Below are 21,236 nucleotides of genomic sequence, written 5' to 3'. Positions count from 1 at the left end.
GGTTCTCCTTGACCGAAGACGTTGGTGGCTTCGGCGCTTTAGCGGGTCTGCCGTTGCAGGATGTTCAGGAACTCTTCCATGAAGCTCTCGAAGCGGATGGCCAGGCGATCCACTTCGGTGGCGTAGCGGTTGTAGGCAATGACCGCCGGAATCGCCGCGAACAGGCCGATAGCGGTGGCGACCAGCGCCTCCGCAATGCCGGGCGCCACGGCCGCAAGCGTTGCCTGCTGCACATTTGACAAGCCGCGGAAGGCGTTCATGATCCCCCATACGGTGCCGAACAAGCCGATGTACGGGCTGACCGAACCTACCGACGCCAGAAACGGAAGATGCGACTCCATCACATCCATCTCACGCTGATAGGCCGCGCGCATCGCACGCCGTGCGGCATCGAGCAGCGCGCCGGCGTCATTGTTGCGCTCGCGCGCCTTCAGGTACTCGCCCATGCCGGACTCAAAGATCCGTTCCAGCGCGCCTGTGTTGTGACGATTGTTGGCTGCGCTCTGGTACAGGGCCTGCAGGTCGCCGCCGGCCCAGAAGTCGCGCTCGAACCCCTCGGTCTGGGTCCGCGCGGCGCGCAGGGAGAAATGCTTGCGGAAGATATATGTCCACGAGAACAGGGACATCACCAGCAGCAGGGCCATGACGGCCTGTGCCAGCACACTGGCGTGCAGCACCAGCGAAATGATCGACAGGTCTTGCGTGACGGTCACGGGATTCATCGAGCGGTCTTGATGGTTGCAAGGACGGGAGCGGGAATGGGAGTCGGGCGAAATGTGCTACGATCAACACACCCAACCCGGATGGCGCCAGTAGCCAGCAATTGCTCACCACGCCAGGCTTCTTGGGCGAATTGGACCGACGCCGGGCCAACCCGTTCAATCTGTGTCCGGATCTCAAGCAAGTCGTCCAGACGGGCGGGGGCATTGTAGTCCACCGCCGTGCTTCTGACGATGAAGACGACGCCCGACTCATCGGCCAGCGCTTGCTGTTCGATGCCAAGCGAGCGCAGCCACTCGGTACGGGCGCGCTCGAAGAACTTGAGGTAATTGGCGTAGAACACTACGCCGCCCGCGTCGGTGTCTTCCCAGTACACCCGCAAGGCCCACACATTGTTGCTCATGGCCGCGATTGTAACGGCAGCCAGCCCGACCCGGTGTAAACCCTTGTCCGACATTACAACAATTACATTACCTGACGGACAAGGCATTGACTTTCGGTCTTTGGCCCCGCAGCACCGTCTTGCAGCGGGCCAGCGCCTCGCGTTAAACTGCCGCCAACCATTCCATCTTGCGCGACTGGCGAAGTCAGTGGGCACTACCACGAGGAAGCGCAAAGTTCTCTGGCGCGATGTTTCAAGCGCCTGCCGCTCGCCTGGGCAGCGAATGGGAAGCAGGGTGCGCCCTGCGCCGGATAGCTAACGCGTCCAGCGCCGGTCGCCTGTGCCTTCCCCGCGCGCCCTACCCCGAAGCCATTCGGAAGTCCCCTTTTTTCAGACGAGTTTTCGCCATGTTCGAACGCAGCCGCTATACGATCGACCAGATCGACCCCGAGCTTTTTGCCGCCATCCAGAAGGAAGACCAGCGCCAGGAAGAGCACATCGAGCTGATCGCCTCGGAAAACTACACCTCGCCGGCCGTGATGGCCGCGCAAGGCTCGCAACTGACCAACAAGTACGCCGAAGGCTATCCCGGCAAGCGCTACTACGGTGGCTGCGAGTACGTCGACGTCGTGGAGCAGCTGGCCATCGACCGCGTCAAGCAACTGTTCGGCGCCGAAGCCGCCAACGTGCAGCCCAATTCCGGCTCGCAGGCCAACCAGGGCGTGTTCTTCGCCGCCCTGAAGCCGGGTGACACCATCATGGGCATGAGCCTGGCCGAAGGCGGCCACCTGACCCACGGCATGGCGCTCAACATGAGCGGCAAATGGTTCAACGTGGTCAGCTACGGCCTGGACGCCAACGAAGACATCGACTACGACGCACTGGAAAAGCTGGCGCAGGAAAAGAAGCCCAAGCTGATCATCGCCGGCGCCTCGGCCTTCGCCCTGCGCATCGACTTCGAACGCATCTCCAAGGTAGCCAAGTCCATCGGCGCCCTGTTCATGGTCGACATGGCCCACTACGCCGGCCTGATCGCCGCCGGCGAGTACCCCAACCCGGTGCCGCACGCCGACTTCGTCACCACCACCACCCACAAGAGCCTGCGCGGCCCGCGCGGTGGCGTGATCCTGATGAAGGCCGAGCATGAGAAGGCCATCAACTCGGCCATCTTCCCCGGCATCCAGGGCGGCCCCCTGATGCACGTGATCGCCGGCAAGGCAGTCGCGTTCAAGGAAGCCCTGTCGCCCGAGTTCAAGACCTACCAGCAGCAAGTGGTCAAGAACGCCCGCGTGCTGGCCGAAACCCTGATCGAGCGCGGCCTGCGCATCGTCTCCGGCCGCACCGAAAGCCACGTCATGCTGGTCGACCTGCGCGCGATGCAGATCACCGGCAAGGAAGCTGAAAAGGTCCTGGGCGAAGCACACATCACCGTCAACAAGAACGCCATCCCCAACGACCCGGAAAAGCCGTTCGTCACCTCGGGCATCCGCCTGGGCTCGCCGGCCATGACCACCCGCGGCTTCAAGGAAGAAGAAGCCCGCCTGGTGGCCAACCTCGTCGCCGACGTGCTGGAAAACCCGCACGACCTGGCCAACATCGCTCGCGTACGCGAGCAAGTGGCAGCCCTGACCAAGCGTTTCCCGGTCTACGGCTAAAGCCCAGCGCCACCCGCCCCCCCGCGGGTGGCCGGCAGCCCCGCCGCGGCGCACGCCGCGCCTGCGGCGGGCCTTGCCAACCCGGCCCGGCGCGACACAGAATGACAAAACGCTGCCTGCGCGGCACGCGCCCCGGCTCATACTTCGAGGTGGTCAGGCATGAAATGCCCTTTTTGCGCTCACTCCAACACCCAGGTCCTGGACACGCGCATGTCGGAAGAAGGCGATACGGTGCGCCGCCGCCGCCGCTGTGAATCCTGCGACCGCCGCTTCACCACCTATGAGCGGATCGAGCTGTTCTTCCCCGCCATCGTCAAGAAAAACGGCTCTCGCGCGGACTATACCCGCGACAAGCTGAAAGACTCGATGCGCCTCGCCCTGCGCAAGCGCCCGGTCTCGGCCGAAGCCATCGACGCCTCCATCACCCGCATCGAAGAAAAACTGCTCGCCCTCGGCGAGAAGGAAATCCCCAGCAGCCAGGTCGGGGAACTGGTCATGCGCGAGCTGCGCCGGTTGGACAAAATTGCTTATATCCGGTTTGCTTCGGTGTATCGGAGTTTTGAGGATGTGTCGGAATTCCGCGACATGCTGGATGAGTTTTCGGCGTCTACCCCACGGAAGCAGTAGAAAAAGTAACGTGGACGTTGTTTAATTCCTCCCAAACTGGGTCCTAGGTGGCAATTCCTATATCTATATTTCCACCTGGGTTGCAGTTACAAAAAATAGAACAAAGCCAAAAGAACGTAGTCTTTTCGGACGAGGGTCAAGATGGGTCAGTCAAGCTGTCGGGGGACGGCCGGCTTCACCATGCTCGAAGCATTGGTGGCAATCGTCGTGCTCGCCATCGGCGTGCTCGGCGTGGCAAATCTTCTTATCAAATCATTCCGATTCTCCCAACAAGCGTCCTATGACACGCTGGCGCTGCAGCTCGCCAGCGATATGGCAGACCGCATGCGGGCTAACAGCGCCCAAATGCTCGCCAGTAACAGCAGCTACTTCTTCGACACGAGCACCGGCGCCCCGGCGGTGCCGACGGGCGCCAATTTCTTTACCACTCCATGCACGTCCGGCAGCCCGGTTTGCGCAGCCAACATGGTCACGTTCGATTTGGCCGAATGGACGCGACGCGTCCAGACGGCCCTGCCGGGTGGGCGTGCAGTAATCTGCCGGGACTCCAGCAACTATTCCACCTCCGCAGGCTACACCTGGGCGTGCAACGCCACGGCCGGCGGCACGGGCCAAGCCAGCGATAGCCCGATCGTCATCAAGATGGGCTGGGTATCTCGATTCGCCGACAAGCCGGGGGTAGATGTCGCGACCGGTACAACCATGCCAGACACGCAAGCCGCCGACGGCTCGGCAACGCCACAAATCGTTATTGTGGCCAACCCGGGAGTCAGCAATTGAGAACGCTCATGGCCGGCTCCGGACAACCACCCCGTCGTCGCCGGCGAAGCTCAGGCTTCTCCATGGTCGAACTGATGGTTGCACTGACGCTTGGCATGCTGGTGCTGGTTGCATCAACTTCCTTTTACCTACTGACCCGCAGCACCTATAGCAGCATCAATGACAGCGCCAACCTCGAGGAGCGCGGTCAGTTCGCGATCGGCGTCGTTTCACGAATGTTGCGTCAGATTGCCTACACGCCTCCGGCCAGCGATGGTGGCTCAATGCAGATCAGCTCGCAGATGCTGATGGGACTGGACAACTGCTCAACTCCCTCGGACAACGAGACGCTGGGTTGCGATGCTGGCGCCGCCGTCAATGCCAGCGACGTGTTGCTGACTCGATTCTTCGGCGTCGGGACGGCGGCTGACCCGACCGTGAGCGATGGATCCATGGTGGATTGCTCCGGACAAGCCGTCGCCGCGCCGTCCAGCATCGATAGTGCGGCAAGTCAACGCGGACTCTCGATTCTCTATGTGCAGAACGGCGCCGATGGCCTGCCCTATCTGATGTGCAAATACCGGCGGCGCGCATCCGGCAAGGAGACGTCTACCTTTGTCGCGCAGCAACTTATCCCGGGCGTAGAGAACTTGCAGGTGCTCTACGGCATATCCACAGATGACGATGAAGTGGCGGACAAGTTCGTTCCCGCCAGCCAGGTCGGCGCAGCCGAATGGGCACGCGTCTATGCGCTGAAGGTGGCTTTGGTCGTGCGAGGCGACAATGCAAGCGCAGACAGTTCCGGGCAGCCCACGATCCAGCTCTTCGGTCCTATATACAACGGCGCCGATGGCACGTTCACGCCGACTCAAAACCCACAGTCCGCGCGCCGCCTGTTCACGGCAACGGTGCAAGTGCGCAACTACCTGAGTTGCATGCAGGGAGATCCTTCGTGCCTCTGAACCCTCCAGCAGTGAAATATCCAGCCCGCGGCTTTGCCCTGGTCACCGCGCTGATCATGCTGCTCGTCATATCCGTGCTGGCACTGGGTGGCGCGAGATTGGCGCTGGACTCAAAACGCACAACCCGCAATCAACGCGATTTCGAGATTGCGTTCCAGGCAGCTGAGGCCGCCTTGCGCGATGCCGAAATGGACATCCAGAACACAACCGGCCCCAAGAGCCGCTCGGTAATTTTCCAGCCGACAGCGGCGACGGGCTTCACGGTCGACGGTGGATGCAATATCGGGACAACGGTAGCCGCTCCCTACCAGGGCCTGTGCAATACATTGGCAAATATCAATGCACAGATATGGAACACCGTTAGCTGGAGCGCTTCTGCCACCAACCCGCAGACGGTGGCCTACGGTACCTTTACGGGCCGGACATTCCCGACCGGGACGGGCCTGACTCCAAGCCAGAAGCCTCGCTACATCATCGAGTTGCTTCCTGATCAATCCATTGGCGGCGCCGTTGACAACACGCGCTATATGTATCGGGTGACAGCGGTTGGCTTTGGCCCCAACAACGCCACCCAGGCAATGGTTCAGTCGCTGTACCGCAAGACGGACAACTAGAACAGCCAGCATCGAATCGGGAACGAATTCATGAATACACTCCGACGCCTGTTGCCTCTGTGCGCGATGCTATGGGCTACTGCACTTTGGGCTGCAAGCACGCCTAGCGTGCCAACCGTGACAATTGCGCAGACCCCTCTATTCGGGCAATCGCAAAACATTCACCCCAACCTGATGATGACGCTCTCGGTAGAGTTCCCGACTACGGGTACTGCCTACCGCGGCCCCTTGAATTCGAAGAACGTCGACACGTCATATAACTACAATACGACTTACCTCGGTTACTTCAATGCAGCCAAGTGCTATACATACGACAGCACCAATGGCTATTTTGCAAGCAGCGGCAACGCCTCCGGCAATGGAGGCCATGAATGTTCCAGCGCATTTAGCGGAAACTTCATGAACTGGGCCGCGTCGTCCTCGATCGACGAACTGCGGATGGCGATGACCGGCGGCGACCGCGTGGTGGACACCACGACCCAGACGGTCTTGCAGCGTGCCGTGCTCCGATCGGACTTTTTCCGCAGCAATAGTTACTTCCCGGTCAAGAGCGTCACGGCCGTCAGCAACATCAGCAGCGCGCCGAGTGCGGTAACGCCGTTCTCGTACAGCACGATTTATATTGCTTCGTGTGGCAACCACATCTTCTTCTCCGATGCGGACGATAGCAGCGGCAACTGCGGGAGCCCGGGAAAATATGCCGACGTTTACAAGAACAGCAAGCTGACGGAACGACGTAGCTTCCGTGTCCAGATTCAGGTTTGCGATAGCGGCGAGGCAACTACGCGCACCGACCTCTGCTACAACTATGGCAGCAACTACAAGCCCGTCGGCCAGATGCAAAGAAATGCCGATCGCGTGCGTTTTGCGGCTTTCGGCTATCTGAACGACGGCACCAATGACACCAGCAAGACACCGAACGAGCGCTATGGTGGGGTGCTGCGGGCCCCGATGAAGTATGTCGGCACTACTGCGGTTGACTCCAACCTGAGAACGATCGCAAATACCGCAAAGGAATGGGATCCGGCAACGGGCGTGTTCTATCGGAACCCGCTCAACCGCACAGAAGGAATCAGCGGGGTTATCAACTACCTCAATCAGTTTGGCCGCACGAGCACGCAACTCAGTGGCAAGACAATGGGCGACCTTGGCGGCCCAACAGATAACCCGCTCGGCAACTACAAGACGTATGATCCGATCAGCGAACTGTTCTACGAGAGCATCCGCTACCTCCAGTTCCACAAGGACGGCCCCACCCCACAAGCTATCAGCGGCCTTCCGAATACGACCTATGCAGACAACTTCCCCGTCTACACGACCTGGGATGCCGACCCGATGCTCAACAGTTGCCAGCGCAACTACGTCGTGACGATTGGCGACATCAATACCCACGAGGATCACTACATTCCAGGCAACGTCGACACCTCGCACGGCGACCCTGCCCGGGCAGTGGACAGCTATAGCGGATTCGATGTGCGAGCGTGGACCAACAAGGTCGGAGCACTGGAAACCAACACGCCAGCGGCGGGCAATGCCACCCCCCTGCCCTCCTCGTTCACGAATCTGGGCGACATCCTGCATCCGACCTCTAACTGGTCAACCTATTACATTGCGGGGGTCGCCTACTGGGCGCACACCTCGTCGTTTCGCCCCGACATGCCCTCTGCGCGCGTCACAACGTTTGGCATCGATGTCAATGAAGCCGGAAACGGAACGGTCGGCGCAACCCAGCGTCAGAGCCAGATCTTTCTCGCCGCAAAGTACGGCGGATTCAAGGATGATAAGATCGACGGTGGCAACGGGGACGGAAATCCCTTCAAGGCAGCCGGCCAGGGCGGAACGACCGTTACCAATAACACGGAGTGGGAAGCTGCGCCCACGGGATCGAACGTCCCATCGAACTGGTTCCTCGCAAGCCAGCCGCAGGCCATGATCGATGCCATCAAGAAGATCTTCGTCCAGATCACGAGTTCCGCGGGCACGCTCTCCGGCATCGCGCTCACTAGCAACCGCATCGTGCAGAATGGTTTTGTCTACACGCCCGGATTCGACCAGAAATGGAACGGCCAGTTGAGCGCCTATGCTATCTCCAAAAGCGCTGACGGCACGGCCGTAACGATCGCGCAGACCAGAACGTGGGAGGCAGGGAACCGGCTCGCCAGCAAGAGCCCGAGTACGCGCTCCATTTTCACCCTCAACTCGACCAGCGGCGCGGGAGTTCCCTTTCAGTTCACCGGGAACGCCATCTCGTCTGCGCAACAGGCGCTACTCAATCTCAACCCTGACTCTGGCTTGAATGATGGCAACGGCCAAAATCGCCTCAACTATCTTCGTGGCGACCGGACACAGGAAAGCAATGGGCAAGGCGGTGGCGGTCCGTTCAGAGCCCGCACGATGGTATTCGGCGACATCATCGGATCAGGCCCGGTCTTTGTGGGTGACCCTGCCGCAACCCGTACCGATAGTGGCTACGGCAGCTTCCTGACCACCTACACCGGCCGCACCCCGATGGTTTACGTCGGAACCAACGACGGCATGCTGCACGGCTTCAATGCGAATACTGGCGACGAAGTCCTTGCTTACGTGCCCAATGCCATATTCAGCGCGCTGCCGCAGCTCACATCACCGAGCTATTCGCACCGCCCATACGTGGATGCCACGCCCCTGGTCACAGAAGCACAAGTCAACGGCGCCTGGAAATCCGTACTCGCTGGCGGGTTCGGTGGCGGCGCGCAAGGCATCTACGCACTGGACGTGACCGATCCGGATGGCGGCAAGAGCGGTACAGCCTTTAGCGGTGCCAACGTCCTCTGGGAGTTCACCGACAAGGATGACGCCGACATGGGCAATGTCATGGGCCCGCCGATCGTCGCCAAGCTGCAAACCGGTACGGATACCAGCGGCAACCCCGTCTACAAATGGTTTGTCGTGGTCGGCAATGGCCTGAATCCCAACCAGAATGACGGCTATTCGAACGCCAATGCCCCAGCTGCCTTGTTCTTGCTTTCACTGGACAAGACAGCGGGTACCGCGTGGACCCTGAACAGCAATTACTTCAAGATAGTCACGCCCGCGCCCGTGGCAGTACCGCCTTACGTTACAGCGAACGGCTTGAGCACACCGGCTTCCGTTGGCGCCCCCAATGGCCGTGTCACAAGCTTCTACGCTGGAGATCTGCAGGGCAATTTGTGGAAGTTCAATGTGGCTGGCACCCCAAGCACGTGGAATGGCAATGCAACCGCCGGTGCCCTGCCGGCTTTCGGCGGAACACCCGGTAAGCCGATGTTTGTCGCCACCGACTCACAGGGGCGGCGTCAGCCGATCACGGTTCAGCCGCAAGTGGTCTACGCGCCCGGCGGGTACATGGTGCTATTCGGCACAGGCAAGTATTACGAACTGTCGGACACGTCCTCCTCAGTTAGCCAGACCAACTCGTTCTATGGCATTTACGACGGCGGCGGCACCAACTACGTCCCCGACCGCAGCAAGCTCAATGCAGTAACGATTCAGGCGGCTGCCGACGGAAAGTCGTACACCTTCAATTCCTCGTCTTACGCTCCGGGCTATGCCGCGCCTCGCAAGCCTGGCTGGGTTCTGGACTTCCTTGACTCGACGGAGAGGCAAGTCACTTCCGTGGTTGCGCAGGACGGGATCGTGTACTTCAACTCCCTCTACACCGGCACGGATTCATGCGGCACCAGCGGTGGCAGCAGGAGCTACGCGCTGGGCGCACTGACCGGCATGCCGGGAAACGGGGTTTCGGGCTATCTGTCCAGCATCGGCCTGCTCGGTGCGCCGTCGGTGATCGTCATTAACGTCGCGAACGCGAATCGCAGCGCGGTCGGCGGCATCGTCGAAACGAAGACCACCCAGGTCATCTCATTTGGCGCATCCGGCACAGCATCTGTCGGAGCCAATGGCCAGAGCGGAAATTCGACCAATTCAAATATGCGCAAGGCCCGTGCCGGATGGCGCGAGATTCGAAATTTCACGCTGAACTAGGATCGAAAGGGATTCGCTATGCAACGCGCCAATAGGACATCCCAGCGCGGCTTCACACTGATTGAAGCCGTGATCACGGTGAGTATCATTGCCATTCTTTCCGCGATTGCCTACCCGAATTACTCGAGCTATGTTACGAAGGGCAAGCGTGCTGAAGCTAAGGCCGCCTTGCTCGAAGACATGCAACTCTTTGAGCGGCATTTTTCGCAGGTAAACAGCTACTACGGCGCGGGTACAACCACCCTCTGGACTGGCTACAAGACCTGGTCTGGAGATTCTCCCACCACCGGCAGCTACCAGATCCTGGCGGCCCAATGTGGTGCATCAAATGGACAGTGTGTGGAACTGCAAGCCAGCCCGATCAAACCGGACTCAACGTGCGGCACACTGGTCTATCGCAGTACTGGCGAGAAGTACAACATGCTTACCAGCGGCGTGTATGCTACGACCGCAGGCTGCTGGTAAGCAAGTATGCAAAAGCTCCGGATCCAGCCCCCCCGTGCGAGCGGATTCACGCTCATAGAGTTGGTGATCACGATGACGATTGCCGCTATTCTGCTTGCCATGGCAACGCCCAACATGAGCGACTTCCTGCGACGGCAGCGCCTCGTTTCGGCTGCCGACGGCTTCGCCTCCGCCATCGCGCAGGCGCGCTCCGGGGCAGCCGCAACCAACAGCTATGTCACCGTCGCTCCCATCGGTGCGGCGTGGAACAATGGCTGGCAGGTATTCTCTGAACACAGCACGCCTGACGGTGCTTTCACGACGAGTGACACATTGATTTCGCAATACGATCCGATCCCCAGCGATATCACCATCACCTTCAATACCAACCCCAATGCAACGGGATATGTCGCCTTTTCACCGGTCGGCTATTCGATCACGGCGGCTACACGATCCCAACTCACGGCGACCGCAACTTTCACGCTGGGTACCCTGCAGCGCGTGGTGGAGATCAATGCGCTCGGCAGATCACGAGTCTGTGACCCGTTGCGGGATACCACTTGCACCGCGAGCGCGCTGGCACCGCCCTGATCCATCTGGCGCGGCAACCGGATGGATCGGATTGCCGCCGCTCCGCGCATTGGCGCTGCGGGCACGCAGAATTAACAAGCCGCCTCACAACCTCTACAGTCTGGAACATTTTCCGGAGCGCATGCTGGCTACTCTTGGGCACAACGCCTTCCAAGGGAGCCCTTCATGCAAGTGCGAGCAAGACCGCGTATCCGTCAAGCTGCCTTTCCCCCGTTGTATCGCCGCGGCGGCGGCTTCATCCTCGTCGAATCCCTCACCGCCCTCGCTGTCCTCGGCGTCGGCCTGCTGCCGCTTGCTGCGCTGGCGCCGTTCGCACTAGGCACGCTGCGCGGCTATGAGGCTCTTGGCCACGCTACACGGGCCGCCGCGGAATTGGCAGAATTGGGGGATCCGGGCCTCGCGCTGTCTCCCCTTCAGGCGCGCGGCATTGGCCCTAATGACCTCCAACTGTGCCAGTCGCTTGCTTCGGCGGAGGGCGGCGGGTGCTCGCCGGGATCAAGGCTGGCGGTCGTCGGGCCGTTGTCCTTGGCTTCGTCGAGACCTGCCGGCGGCGTGCGGGACGCGTCCGCGCTGCGCATCATCGCTCTCTGGATCCGGCCATGAGGGCTCGTCGCGCACAAGGATTCTCGTTGATCGAACTGATGGTCGGCCTGGCTCTCAGCCTGCTGGTCAGCGCGCTGGCTGTGTCTGCGTTCCATGCCGTCCAGGTCACTTACCGCACCGCCGTCGATCTCGTGCTACTGGAAGAACGCGGCCAGCGGGCGCTCGCGATCCTCTCCCACCTGGTCCGGCATAGCGGTTGGCAGCCGGTCGGCGCGGCCTTGCCGGCCAATGCACCACCGGCGCTGTCAGGGCGCGACGATTGCGGCCAGCCGGGCATTGCCGCGCTGCCTACCTGCACTCGCCGTGGCATCAATGGCAGCGATGCGCTGCTGGTGCGATTCAGCGGCAGCGGGCGCGTGCAGGATCCGACGCTACCGGACCAGACCATGATCGATTGCAGCGGGTATGCATTGCCGGCGGTGAGCGTTGGCGGATCGGCTGGTGGCGCAGCCCGCGCTTATGCGGGGGAGAGCCTGATCTATATCGCCACCGGCGCGGATGGCGAGCCGCAACTGTTATGCCGCTATGCCAGCCGGCGCGACGGGCGGGTGCTGGAGGGAAGCTGGACTTCGGGCGCCCTGGTGCGCGGCGTGGAGGCCATGCAGTTGCGATACGGCATCGATACCGATGGCGATGGCAAGGCCGACGCGTTCCTGCGCGCCGAGGAACTGCGCGCCAGGGGCGATGCGGCCTGGCGCGAGGTACTGGTGGTGCAGGTGGCACTAGTACTGCGTGGTGAGCGCCCACTGGCGCTGCCGGCAGCGCCGGCCGTACTCACCTTGTTCCCACCGGGCGCGCATGCCGGCACCGGCCTCCATGTCGACGACCTCGCCTTCTCGCCGCACGACCGGCCTGCCTTGATACGACGAGTGTTCTCGGCATCCGTGCGCCCGCGCAATACCTGGCCCTGCAGGCAGACACTATGCTGAGCGCGACGGTTGCGCCTTGCCTGCTGCGCGGTAACCGGGCCGGAGGGAGCACCACGCTCCTGCTGACGGCCACGATGCTTCTGCTTGTGGCCGCCACAACCCTGGCTGGCCTTCAATTCCTGCTCGCCAGCAGGCAAGTGGCCACTTACCAGCTCGAACAGGAGGTCGCCTTTCGCGCGGCGGAGACGGCGTTGCTCGACGCGGAAGCGGAGTTGATGGCGGCGCTCAGCAACGGCGCGTCCGGAGTGCATAGCCGCCTTGCTGCGTGGCCACCGCCGGGCCAATGCGGCGCCGGCGCGCAGCGGGGACTCTGCCGGCCCGCCCCGGGCATGCCGCCACCATGGTTGAATTGGCTCGATTCGCGCCGGTCGGATGAGACCACCGGCATCGCGATGGGCTCATTCAGCGGCGTTACCCTGCCGGCCTTGCCATCCGGAGCGGTTGGGGCGAGCGCCATGCCGCGGTACGTTGTCGAGTTGATGCACGAGCGCCCTCCTGGCGAATGGCTGGGATCCGATTACGCTTCAGGCACGGGGCCGCGCCTGCGTTTCCGCATTACTGCGCTAGGCATTGCGCGCGACGCGGCGGTACGCAGCTTGCTGCAAAGCGAGTTCCAGCCATGACGCGTTCCGCCCGGTTCCACGACTCGCTGACCGCACTCGCCGCCGGACTGCTGCTCGCTGGCGCTGCACAGGGCGCGGGCAGCATGCAGCCCGTCCTGGTGCCGCCTCCCACGTGGATGCCTGGCTGGCCGGGCCACGCCGAGTTCGTTGCTCTGCACGGTGCGCGCGCCGAGCTGGTCTGGCTAGGCATGCGTGATGGCAGGCTGCGCGCGTTCAATGCGACGTCCGGCGACGAAGTACTCGCTTACCAGCCGCGCCCAATGCCAAAACAGGGCCCCACACCCTGCCCCCACCCCGAGGCTGCCGACGTCTCGCTCGAACCCGGCCGCTGGCGCACCGTGCTGCTGTGTGGCCTTCCGGCGAACGCAGCCGATCCACAGGCAGGTGTTTTCGCCCTCGACATCACGAATGTGGCGACGCAGCGACCAGCGGGACCGCTCTGGGAGGCCAGGGCTTCCGACACGCTGCCGCTGGCCCCGTCGGGCCCCGTCCGCGCATTGGCACTGTCCACGCCTGAAGGCCCGCGCTGGTACGCCATGGTGACGCTGGGCGCCTCGCACGGTCGCCAAGCCCACCGAGGCGTGCCGCATCGCGATCCGCCGGGGCAACAGGCCGGCATCGCCATCCTGCCCCTGGACAAACCCACGCACGCGCCGTGGCAAGGACGCCACGCGATACGCCGGCTGCTCCTGCCGGCCGGCGGTTGCGGGAGCGCCGGACCCAACCCCGCGCTGCTTGCCGCGAGCATCCTGCCAGATACTTCCGGCGTGGCCCTGGCGGCGTACGCGGTGGATGCCCTCGGCGGGCTCTGGCGCTTCGACTTGCGCGGTGCAATGCCATGGCGCGATAGCGGCCGGCGCGTCGACTGCATTTACCGGATGGACAACCCAGCACCTTCGCCGCGCGCAATCGTGCCCCCTGCCCTGATCAGCGCCGCTGGCGGCCACCTGGTGGTTTACGGAACCGGCACCCATGTCAGCGCGGTATTCGACGGCACGGCCCTCGCAGACGCAGGTAGCCCAAGTCGCAGCGGCGCACGCATTGTGGCCCAGCCTCAAGGAGGCGGCGTGGTGCTGCGCCGGCAGGCTCACACGCCGGATATTCAAGGCCGACAAGTATCCACCGCTGGCTGGCACTTGCCTCTTCCCAATCCCGGCGAGCGCCTGGAACGGCTTCTCCCCGCCGACCCGGGCTACCTCGGCTTTGTCACTCGGACGCCCGACGCGCGCCAGCGCGCGTACCTGATCCACGCGCTGAGCGGCGAATCCACTGCCAGCGCGCAGGCTGGCGGGCTTCCCACTCACGTAGCAACCGGGTTCGGGGCCAGCGCCGAGGCGACCGTCATTCTCGAACGCGCGGCACTACCGCCCAAACTTGCACCGCTACCGGGCATTACTTCGCGTGAGGACGTGACCCTGACGCTCTGGTCCCTGGAGGAAGGACGCGCCGTGCCACTCAACCGCAGCGTCGCCAGCCGCCGCACCGGCCGCCTCAGCTGGCGCGAGCTGATCCGCTCCGGGTCGCCGTGAGGCCTAGATACGTCTTCCAGACCAATCCACCGCCAACCGCGCCACCGCTTCCCGGAGCTCCCTGCATGACACCTTGCCACCGCCCAATCGGCTTCACCCTGCTCGAGTTGCTGATCACGCTGACTGTCTCCGCAATCCTTATGGCAATGGTGATGCCTGCCTGGCACCAGCATATGGAACGCGGCAGGCGCGCCGAGGCGCGCAGCGCACTGATCGGCTTGATGCTGGACCTGGAGCGCCACGCGCTCGCCACCATGACCTTCGCCGCCCAGCCGGGCGGCGCGACGGCTGCCGGCAAGTGGCCGCAGTCGGTGCCCGCCCAGGCAGCGCGCCCGCGTCATTGGATCAATGCCAGTGCCTGCCCGGGCAGCGGGCTCGCGCATTGCGTGGAGCTGCGCGCCGTGCCGCAGACGCCGGATGCGTCATGCGGCACGCTGATTCTGCGCAGCACCGGCGAGTGGCTTGCCCAGCCGGCCTTTGCCACGGAGCCGGTGCCGCTGCCCCAGGCGTGCTGAGGCGGCCGTGCGTCGGATCTGGCACCGGAATTGGCACCGGCATTCGCGTCGCGGCGCAACGCTTGCCGAACTCCTCACCTGCGTGGCTGTGCTGGCCATCCTGGCGGCGCTGGCTTTGCCGTCCTGGCAGCGCTTGCAGGCGCGCCAGCAGGTGATGCTGGCGGCAGACCGCCTGGCCGGCTCGCTGGCGGTGGCGCGCTCGGCCGCCGTAGCCCGGCGATCCGACGTGGTACTGAGGCCCTTGCCGGGTGCTTCGTCGCTGGACCAAGGCTGGCAGCTGGCACTGGAGCCGGGAGACGAGCCGGGCCAGGACAACGCCGGCTTGCTTGCTGTCGTCGAGCTGCGCGAGGCCTGCCTGCGCATCGCCCTGCGCTCGACCGCGCAAGGCAGCCATACGCTGCGCATGACAGCTGTGGGATACTCTCGCTCAGAGCAAGGCGGGTTTCTCGCCGCCACCTTCACCGTGACCTGCCGGGGCGAACAGCGGCAGCTAAGGCTCGGCGCCCACGGCCGCGTCCGCTTGTGCACGCCGGGGCAGGATGCCGATTGCGACGGCCTCGCACAGTCCGAGCCGCCCTGACACCTGATGACTGTAACCATATCCAACTCACCGCCCGCGCGGCAGGAAGCACCAGGCCTCATGTTCTCCGATACCGACCACGCAGCCATGGCACAGGCTCTCGCGCTCGCCGAGCGTGGCATGTACACCACCACGCCCAACCCGCGCGTTGGCTGCGTATTGTCCAAGGACGGCAAGATCATCGGCCAGGGATTCACCCAACCCGCCGGGCAGGATCACGCCGAGATCCAGGCGCTCAAGGATGCCGCGGCGCGCGGGAACGATCCCAAGGGCGCCACGGCCTTTGTCACGCTCGAGCCCTGCAGCCATTTTGGCCGGACGCCGCCCTGCGCGGACGCGCTCGTGCGCGCCGGCATCGCGCGCGTGGTGGCGGCCATGGAGGACCCGAACCCGACTGTTTCGGGCCGTGGCTTGCAGCGGCTGCGCGAAGCCGGCGTGGACGTACGCTGCGGCCTGCTCGAAAAAGAAGCACGCGAACTCAACATCGGCTTTGTCAACCGGATGACGCGTGGCCTGCCCTGGGTGCGTGTCAAGGTGGCCGCCTCGCTCGACGGCGGCACCGCGCTGCACGATGGCAGCAGCCAGTGGATTACCGGCCAGGCGGCACGCGACGACGGCCACGCCTGGCGTGCGCGCGCCAGCGCTATCCTGACTGGGATCGGCACCGTGCGCGACGACAACCCGCAGCTCAATGTGCGTGCCGTGGACACGCCGCGCCAGCCTCAGCGCGTGGTGGTGGATTCCCGACTGGAAATTCCCCTGGACGCGCGCCTGCTGACGCCGGACACCGGCGACTTTGCCAAGCCCGTGCTGGTGTTCTGCGCCTTTGACGATGGCGCGCGCCGTCGCGCCCTGGAAGCCCGCGGCGCGGAAGTGGTGGTGCTGCCCAATCCCCACGGCAAGGTGGAATTGCGCCACATGCTGGAAGAACTCGGCCGGCGCGGCATCAACGAGCTGCACGTGGAAGCCGGTTTCAAGCTCAACGGATCGCTGATCCGCGAGCATTGCGCAGACGAGTTGCTGATCTACCTCGCGCCCAAGCTGCTGGGCGACGCGCAAGGCATGTTCCAGTTGCCGCCCCTGGCGCGGCTGCAGGACGCCGCAGCCTTCCGCTGGCACGACGTGCGCATGATCGGCGAAGACCTGCGCTTGATCGCGCGCCGCGCCGATCACGTCTGATCGCCTGCCGGCAAGCCGCGAGCAAAACGAATCCGCTGCGCACCTGCTAGCATGCGTGTTTTCCCATTGCATCAAGCATCGATCATGTTCACTGGCATTGTCGCGGCCGTCGGCCGCATCGAAACCGTATCCCCGCTGGGCAGCAGCGAAGCCGCAGCCGATGCCGGTGTGCGCCTGCGCATCCGTGCCAACGGGCTGGACCTGTCCGATGTCATCCTTGGCGACAGCATCGCCATCCAGGGGGCCTGCATGACGGTCATCGCGCTGGACGGCGACGCCTTCGACGTCGATGTCTCCCGCGAATCGCTCGACAAGACCGCTGGCCTGGACAAGCCCGGCCGGGTCAACCTGGAGAAGGCGCTGACCCTGGCCGACCGCCTCGGCGGCCACCTGGTCTCGGGCCATGTCGACGGGCTTGGCGAAGTCACCCACTTCGCGCCGGTCGGCGAGTCGCATGAACTGCGCGTGCGCGCCCCGCGCGAGCTGGGACGCTACCTGGCCTACAAGGGGTCGGTGGTGGTCAACGGCGTGTCGCTGACGGTCAACAAGGTCATCGACGACGAAGACGGCTGCACGTTCTCGATCAACCTGATCCCCCACACGATCGAGGTCACCACGCTGCAGGACCTGAAGCCCGGCGCGCGCGTGAACCTGGAGATCGACCTGATCGCTCGCTATGTGGAGCGGATGCTGAGCGCGCCAAAACCCGCCTGACCCACGCCTTTTCGGCACCCACGCGGCCTGCCAAGGCCATCTGACTTTCCACCGGCCGCCGCCGCCCGCAGGGCCATCTGCATTGGCCCTACGGGCGCCGCGCGCCCTGCGGCGCCTGGTTGACGTACAATATTGGGCCAGACCGCTGCCGCGGCCAGCCGGTATACCCTGAAGCGGCAGCCGGCCAGCAAGCCATCCCGCCCGAAATTCAGCCAGAATTCCAGCCCAAACTTCAGCCAGCTTCCCAGCCTGCAAGCTATGACAATCGCCCGTACAGAAGAAATCATTGCCGAAATCCGTGCCGGCCGCATGGTCATCCTGGTTGACGAGGAAGACCGCGAGAACGAGGGTGACCTGGTCCTGGCTGCCGATTTCGTCACACCGGAGGCGATCAACTTCATGGCCAAGTACGGCCGGGGCCTCATCTGCCTGACGTTGACCGCCGAACGCTGCCGCCAGCTCGAGCTGCAACCCATGGTGAGCCGCAACGGCACGGTGCACGGCACCAACTTCACGGTGTCGATCGAGGCAGCCGAAGGCGTCACGACCGGCATCTCGGCGGCCGACCGGGCCCGTACCGTGCAAGCCGCGGTGGCCAAGGATGCCCGTGCCGCCGACCTGGTCCAGCCCGGCCATATCTTCCCGTTGACTGCGCAGCCCGGTGGCGTGCTGATCCGCGCCGGCCATACCGAAGCCGGGTGCGACCTGGGCGCCCTGGCCGGCCTGACGCCGGCTGCGGTGATCTGCGAGATCATGAAGGACGACGGCACCATGGCGCGCCTGCCGGACCTGATCGAGTTCGCACAAGAGCATCACATCAAGATCGGCACCATTGCCGACCTGATCCACTACCGCAGCCGCACCGAGAGCATCATCGAGCGCGCCGGCGAGCGCACCATGCAAACGCCATATGGCACGTTCCACAGCATCATCTATCGTGACAAGCCGAGCGGCCGCGCCCACCTGGCGCTGGTCAAGGGCAACCCGCAGGCTGATCACGAAACGCTGGTGCGCGTGCACGAGCCGCTTTCCACGCTGGACCTGCTGGAAGTGTCGCGTACCACGCACTCGTGGAGCGTGCCCGCCGCGCTCGAGGCTATTGCGCAGTCCGAACATGGCGTGATGGTGCTGCTGAACTGCGGCGACACGGCCGAACAATTGTTCACGCAGTTCTCGGCGCTCGACGCGCCGCAAAACCGCCCGCGCGTGAAGCCGGACCTGCGCACCTACGGCACCGGCGCCCAGATCCTCAAGGATCTCGGCGTGGGCAAGATGCGCGTGCTGGCATCTCCGCTGAAAATGCCGAGCATGACCGGCTATGACCTTGAAGTGACTGGCTACCAGCCCATGAGCGGCGGCCAGGCTAACTGAACTACCGGATACACGGCGGCCGCGAGCCTATCGCGGGCCGCCACCCCGAACCCAGGAGAAGATAAGATGGATCACGGTTTCTACCCCAGCAACCTCGAAGGTGAAGGCCTGCGCATCGGCATCGTGCAAGCGCGCTTCAATGAACCGGTTTGCGCCGAACTGCTCGAAGCCTGCGTCGCCGAACTGGAAAAGCTGGGCATCGAAGGCGAGGACACCCTGGTGGTGACCGTGCCGGGCGCACTCGAAATCCCGCTGGCATTGCAAAAGATGGCTGAAAGCGGCCAGTTCGATGCGCTGGTCGCGCTAGGCGCGGTCGTGCGTGGCGAGACCTATCACTTCGAGCTGGTGTCGAATGAATCGGGCGCCGGCATCAGCCGCGTCGGCCTGGACTTCAATGTGCCCATCGCCAACGGCATCCTGACCGTCGACACCGACGCCCAGGCCCATGCCCGTACCCGCGAGAAGGGCCGCGACTGCGCTCGCGCCGCGGTGGAAATGGCCAACCTGGTCTCCGCGCTGGATTCGCTGCGCAGCCAGGAAGCGGATGAAGACGAGGACGACGATGAGTGACGCGCCCGAGAGCAGCAACCCCGCCGGCAAGCCGGCGGACGACGCCAGCGCCAAGCCCGTCGCCAAGGCCGAGCCCAAGGCAGCGCCCAAGAGCGCGCGCCGCCGCTCGCGCGAACTCGCGCTGCAGGGCCTGTACCAGTGGCTGCTGAACCGCAACGATACCGATGCGATCCAGGCCCACCTGCACGACGCCCAAGGCTTCAACAAGGCTGACCGCGAGCACTTCGATGCACTGCTCAATGGCGCGATCCGCGAAGAAACCCGGCTGACGGGCGCCTTCGAACCGTTCCTGGACCGCCCGGTGAGCGAGTTGTCGCCGGTCGAGCGCGCGGCCCTGCTGATCGGCAGCTACGAGCTGATCCACTGCGTGGACATCCCGTACAAGGTTGTCATCAACGAAGCCGTGGAACTGACCAAGACCTTTGGCGGCGTCGAAGGCTACAAGTACGTCAATGGCGTGCTGGACAAGCTGGCCGCCAAGGTGCGCGCGCCGGAACTGGCCGCCCGACGCTGAACGACGGCAACCGGCGCCGTTCACGGTGCCATGCTTGCCGTACCGACACCCGCTCCGGCGGGTGTTTTTACTTCTACCGCGGCCAACACCCGACTAACGGCAGCTTAACTGCAGCCTAACCCCCATCAACCCGCCTATCAGGCCCACCAAGCCTATCCCGCCATGGATCTGCAGCGCCTCGCCACTGCCTCCCGTCTTGCCAATATCGATGCCTTCCACGTGATGGAGCTGGCCAAGCAGGCCGCCGAACTCGAGCGTGCCGGGCGCCACATCATCCACATGGGGATCGGCGAGCCCGATTTCACCGCCGCCGAACCCGTGGTGCGGGCCGCCGAGGCCGCCATGCGCCGCGGCGTCACCCAGTACACCAGCGCGCTGGGCATCGCGCCGCTGCGCGAGGCCATCGCCGGCTATTACAAGACCATGTACGGGATCAACATCCCTGCGCGCCGCGTGGTGGTGACCGCCGGCGCCTCGGCCGCGTTGCTGCTGGCCTGCGCCGTGCTGGTGGAGATTGGCGCGGAGGTGCTGATGCCTGACCCCAGCTACCCCTGCAACCGGCATTTTGTTGCCGCCTTCGACGGCCGCGCGAAGATGATCCCGAGCGGCCCGGCCCAGCGCTTCCAGCTCACGGCGGAGCAGGTGGAGACACATTGGGGCGAGCAGACCCGCGGCGTGCTGCTGGCGTCGCCCTCCAACCCTACCGGCACCTCAATCCTGCCGGACGAACTGGCGCGCATCCTGAAGGCCGTGCGGGCCCGCCAGGGCTTTGCCATCGTCGACGAGATCTACCAGGGGCTGTCGTACGATGCACCGCCGGTATCGGCGCTGAGCCTCGACGACGACGTGATCACCGTCAACAGCTTCTCCAAGTACTTCAATATGACCGGCTGGCGCCTGGGCTGGCTCGTGGTCCCGGACGAACTGGTAGGCGCCTTCGAGAAAGTGGCGCAGAACCTGTTCATCTGCGCGTCAGCCGTCGCCCAGCACGCCGCGCTGGCCTGCTTCTCCCCCGAGGCGCTGGCGATCTACGACGCGCGCAAGGCGGAATTCCACCGTCGCCGCGATGCCATCGTGCCGGCGCTGGAGTCGCTGGGCCTGCGGGTGCCGGTCAAGCCGGATGGCGCCTTCTATGTGTATGCGGACTGCCGTGGCGTCAACCACCCGTCCGCCGGCGATGCCGATGCCTTGACCCAGGCCATGCTGCACGATGCCGGCGTGGTGCTGGTGCCGGGCCAGGACTTCGGTCCATACACGGCGAGCGACTACATCCGGATCTCCTACGCAACCTCGATGGAAAACATCGAGGAAGCCATGGCGCGCCTGGGCAAGTTCTTCGCCTGAACGCCAGCC

At 64.0% G+C, this 21,236-nt stretch carries 22 protein-coding genes and 1 riboswitch; of the genes, 20 read left to right on the top strand and 2 right to left on the bottom strand.

Annotation, left to right across the window (positions count from 1 at the left end; all coding sequences use genetic code 11):
• Positions 1-38 precede the first annotated feature (38 nt).
• Complete coding sequence (gene tolQ / locus AC1RQK_RS20955) at positions 39-722, bottom strand: protein TolQ (RefSeq protein ID WP_043348531.1); 684 nt, start codon at positions 720-722, stop codon at positions 39-41.
• Positions 719-1,123, bottom strand: a complete 405-nt coding sequence (gene ybgC / locus AC1RQK_RS20950) for a tol-pal system-associated acyl-CoA thioesterase (protein ID WP_043352192.1) — start codon at positions 1,121-1,123, stop codon at positions 719-721. The genes tolQ and ybgC overlap by 4 nt, the downstream gene beginning before the upstream one ends.
• Positions 1,124-1,284: 161 nt before the next feature.
• Positions 1,285-1,387: riboswitch (ZMP/ZTP riboswitch) on the top strand.
• A gap of 122 nt (positions 1,388-1,509) precedes the next feature.
• On the opposite strand from ybgC, the gene glyA reads away from it, so the two are divergent.
• The 20 genes from glyA (at position 1,510) to AC1RQK_RS20850 (ending at position 21,227) form a co-directional block, all read left to right on the top strand.
• Positions 1,510-2,757: a serine hydroxymethyltransferase gene (glyA, locus tag AC1RQK_RS20945; RefSeq protein ID WP_150984111.1), complete on the top strand. Its 1,248-nt coding sequence runs from the start codon at positions 1,510-1,512 to the stop codon at positions 2,755-2,757.
• 159 nt (positions 2,758-2,916) lie between these two features.
• Complete coding sequence (gene nrdR, locus AC1RQK_RS20940; protein WP_006162931.1) at positions 2,917-3,384, top strand: transcriptional regulator NrdR; 468 nt, start codon at positions 2,917-2,919, stop codon at positions 3,382-3,384.
• A 141-nt stretch (positions 3,385-3,525) separates the two neighbouring features.
• Positions 3,526-4,164: a type IV pilus modification protein PilV gene (gene pilV / locus AC1RQK_RS20935; protein ID WP_492373317.1), complete on the top strand. Its 639-nt coding sequence runs from the start codon at positions 3,526-3,528 to the stop codon at positions 4,162-4,164.
• Between the two features lie 8 nt (positions 4,165-4,172).
• A complete protein-coding gene (locus AC1RQK_RS20930; RefSeq protein WP_492810927.1) occupies positions 4,173-5,105 on the top strand; it encodes a PilW family protein in 933 nt (310 codons plus the stop codon).
• Entirely contained in the window at positions 5,096-5,719 is a 624-nt protein-coding gene (locus AC1RQK_RS20925) for a pilus assembly PilX family protein (protein ID WP_492810925.1), read from the top strand. The genes AC1RQK_RS20930 and AC1RQK_RS20925 overlap by 10 nt, the downstream gene beginning before the upstream one ends.
• Positions 5,720-5,749: 30 nt before the next feature.
• Positions 5,750-9,721 carry a pilus assembly protein gene (locus tag AC1RQK_RS20920; protein ID WP_492373314.1) on the top strand — a complete coding sequence of 1,324 codons (3,972 nt, stop codon included), beginning with the start codon at positions 5,750-5,752 and terminating at the stop codon, positions 9,719-9,721.
• A gap of 18 nt (positions 9,722-9,739) precedes the next feature.
• Positions 9,740-10,186, top strand: coding sequence for a type IV pilin protein (locus tag AC1RQK_RS20915; RefSeq protein WP_492373313.1), 447 nt, complete (start codon positions 9,740-9,742; stop codon positions 10,184-10,186).
• A 6-nt stretch (positions 10,187-10,192) separates the two neighbouring features.
• Positions 10,193-10,756: a GspH/FimT family pseudopilin gene (locus AC1RQK_RS20910; protein ID WP_492373312.1), complete on the top strand. Its 564-nt coding sequence runs from the start codon at positions 10,193-10,195 to the stop codon at positions 10,754-10,756.
• A gap of 165 nt (positions 10,757-10,921) precedes the next feature.
• Positions 10,922-11,359 carry a type IV pilus modification PilV family protein gene (locus AC1RQK_RS20905; protein WP_492810922.1) on the top strand — a complete coding sequence of 146 codons (438 nt, stop codon included), beginning with the start codon at positions 10,922-10,924 and terminating at the stop codon, positions 11,357-11,359.
• Positions 11,356-12,288 (top strand): PilW family protein, encoded by a 933-nt coding sequence (locus tag AC1RQK_RS20900; RefSeq protein WP_492810920.1) that lies wholly within the window; start codon positions 11,356-11,358, stop codon positions 12,286-12,288. The genes AC1RQK_RS20905 and AC1RQK_RS20900 overlap by 4 nt, the downstream gene beginning before the upstream one ends.
• Positions 12,289-12,362: 74 nt before the next feature.
• Positions 12,363-12,911 carry a pilus assembly protein gene (locus tag AC1RQK_RS20895; protein WP_492373309.1) on the top strand — a complete coding sequence of 183 codons (549 nt, stop codon included), beginning with the start codon at positions 12,363-12,365 and terminating at the stop codon, positions 12,909-12,911.
• Positions 12,908-14,440 carry a pilus assembly protein gene (locus AC1RQK_RS20890; RefSeq protein WP_492810918.1) on the top strand — a complete coding sequence of 511 codons (1,533 nt, stop codon included), beginning with the start codon at positions 12,908-12,910 and terminating at the stop codon, positions 14,438-14,440. The genes AC1RQK_RS20895 and AC1RQK_RS20890 overlap by 4 nt, the downstream gene beginning before the upstream one ends.
• 65 nt (positions 14,441-14,505) lie before the next feature.
• Positions 14,506-14,955, top strand: a complete 450-nt coding sequence (locus tag AC1RQK_RS20885) for a type IV pilin protein (RefSeq protein ID WP_492373307.1) — start codon at positions 14,506-14,508, stop codon at positions 14,953-14,955.
• Between the two features lie 82 nt (positions 14,956-15,037).
• Positions 15,038-15,535 (top strand): GspH/FimT family pseudopilin, encoded by a 498-nt coding sequence (locus tag AC1RQK_RS20880; protein WP_492810916.1) that lies wholly within the window; start codon positions 15,038-15,040, stop codon positions 15,533-15,535.
• A gap of 60 nt (positions 15,536-15,595) precedes the next feature.
• On the top strand, positions 15,596-16,714 hold the full coding sequence (gene ribD, locus AC1RQK_RS20875; protein ID WP_492810914.1) for a bifunctional diaminohydroxyphosphoribosylaminopyrimidine deaminase/5-amino-6-(5-phosphoribosylamino)uracil reductase RibD: 1,119 nt from the start codon (positions 15,596-15,598) through the stop codon (positions 16,712-16,714).
• Between the two features lie 84 nt (positions 16,715-16,798).
• A complete protein-coding gene (locus AC1RQK_RS20870) occupies positions 16,799-17,428 on the top strand; it encodes a riboflavin synthase (protein WP_492373304.1) in 630 nt (209 codons plus the stop codon).
• Positions 17,429-17,686: 258 nt separating this feature from the next.
• Positions 17,687-18,799: a bifunctional 3,4-dihydroxy-2-butanone-4-phosphate synthase/GTP cyclohydrolase II gene (ribBA, locus tag AC1RQK_RS20865; RefSeq protein ID WP_492373303.1), complete on the top strand. Its 1,113-nt coding sequence runs from the start codon at positions 17,687-17,689 to the stop codon at positions 18,797-18,799.
• 66 nt (positions 18,800-18,865) lie between these two features.
• Positions 18,866-19,369: a 6,7-dimethyl-8-ribityllumazine synthase gene (gene ribH, locus AC1RQK_RS20860; RefSeq protein ID WP_150984096.1), complete on the top strand. Its 504-nt coding sequence runs from the start codon at positions 18,866-18,868 to the stop codon at positions 19,367-19,369.
• Positions 19,362-19,883, top strand: coding sequence for a transcription antitermination factor NusB (gene nusB / locus AC1RQK_RS20855; RefSeq protein ID WP_492373302.1), 522 nt, complete (start codon positions 19,362-19,364; stop codon positions 19,881-19,883). The genes ribH and nusB overlap by 8 nt, the downstream gene beginning before the upstream one ends.
• Before the next feature lie 162 nt (positions 19,884-20,045).
• On the top strand, positions 20,046-21,227 hold the full coding sequence (locus tag AC1RQK_RS20850) for a pyridoxal phosphate-dependent aminotransferase (RefSeq protein WP_492810911.1): 1,182 nt from the start codon (positions 20,046-20,048) through the stop codon (positions 21,225-21,227).
• Positions 21,228-21,236: the final 9 nt, after the last annotated feature.

The organism is Cupriavidus sp. GW822-FHT02D05, assembly GCF_058802485.1.
This window is presented reverse-complemented; position numbering and strand designations above follow the sequence as displayed.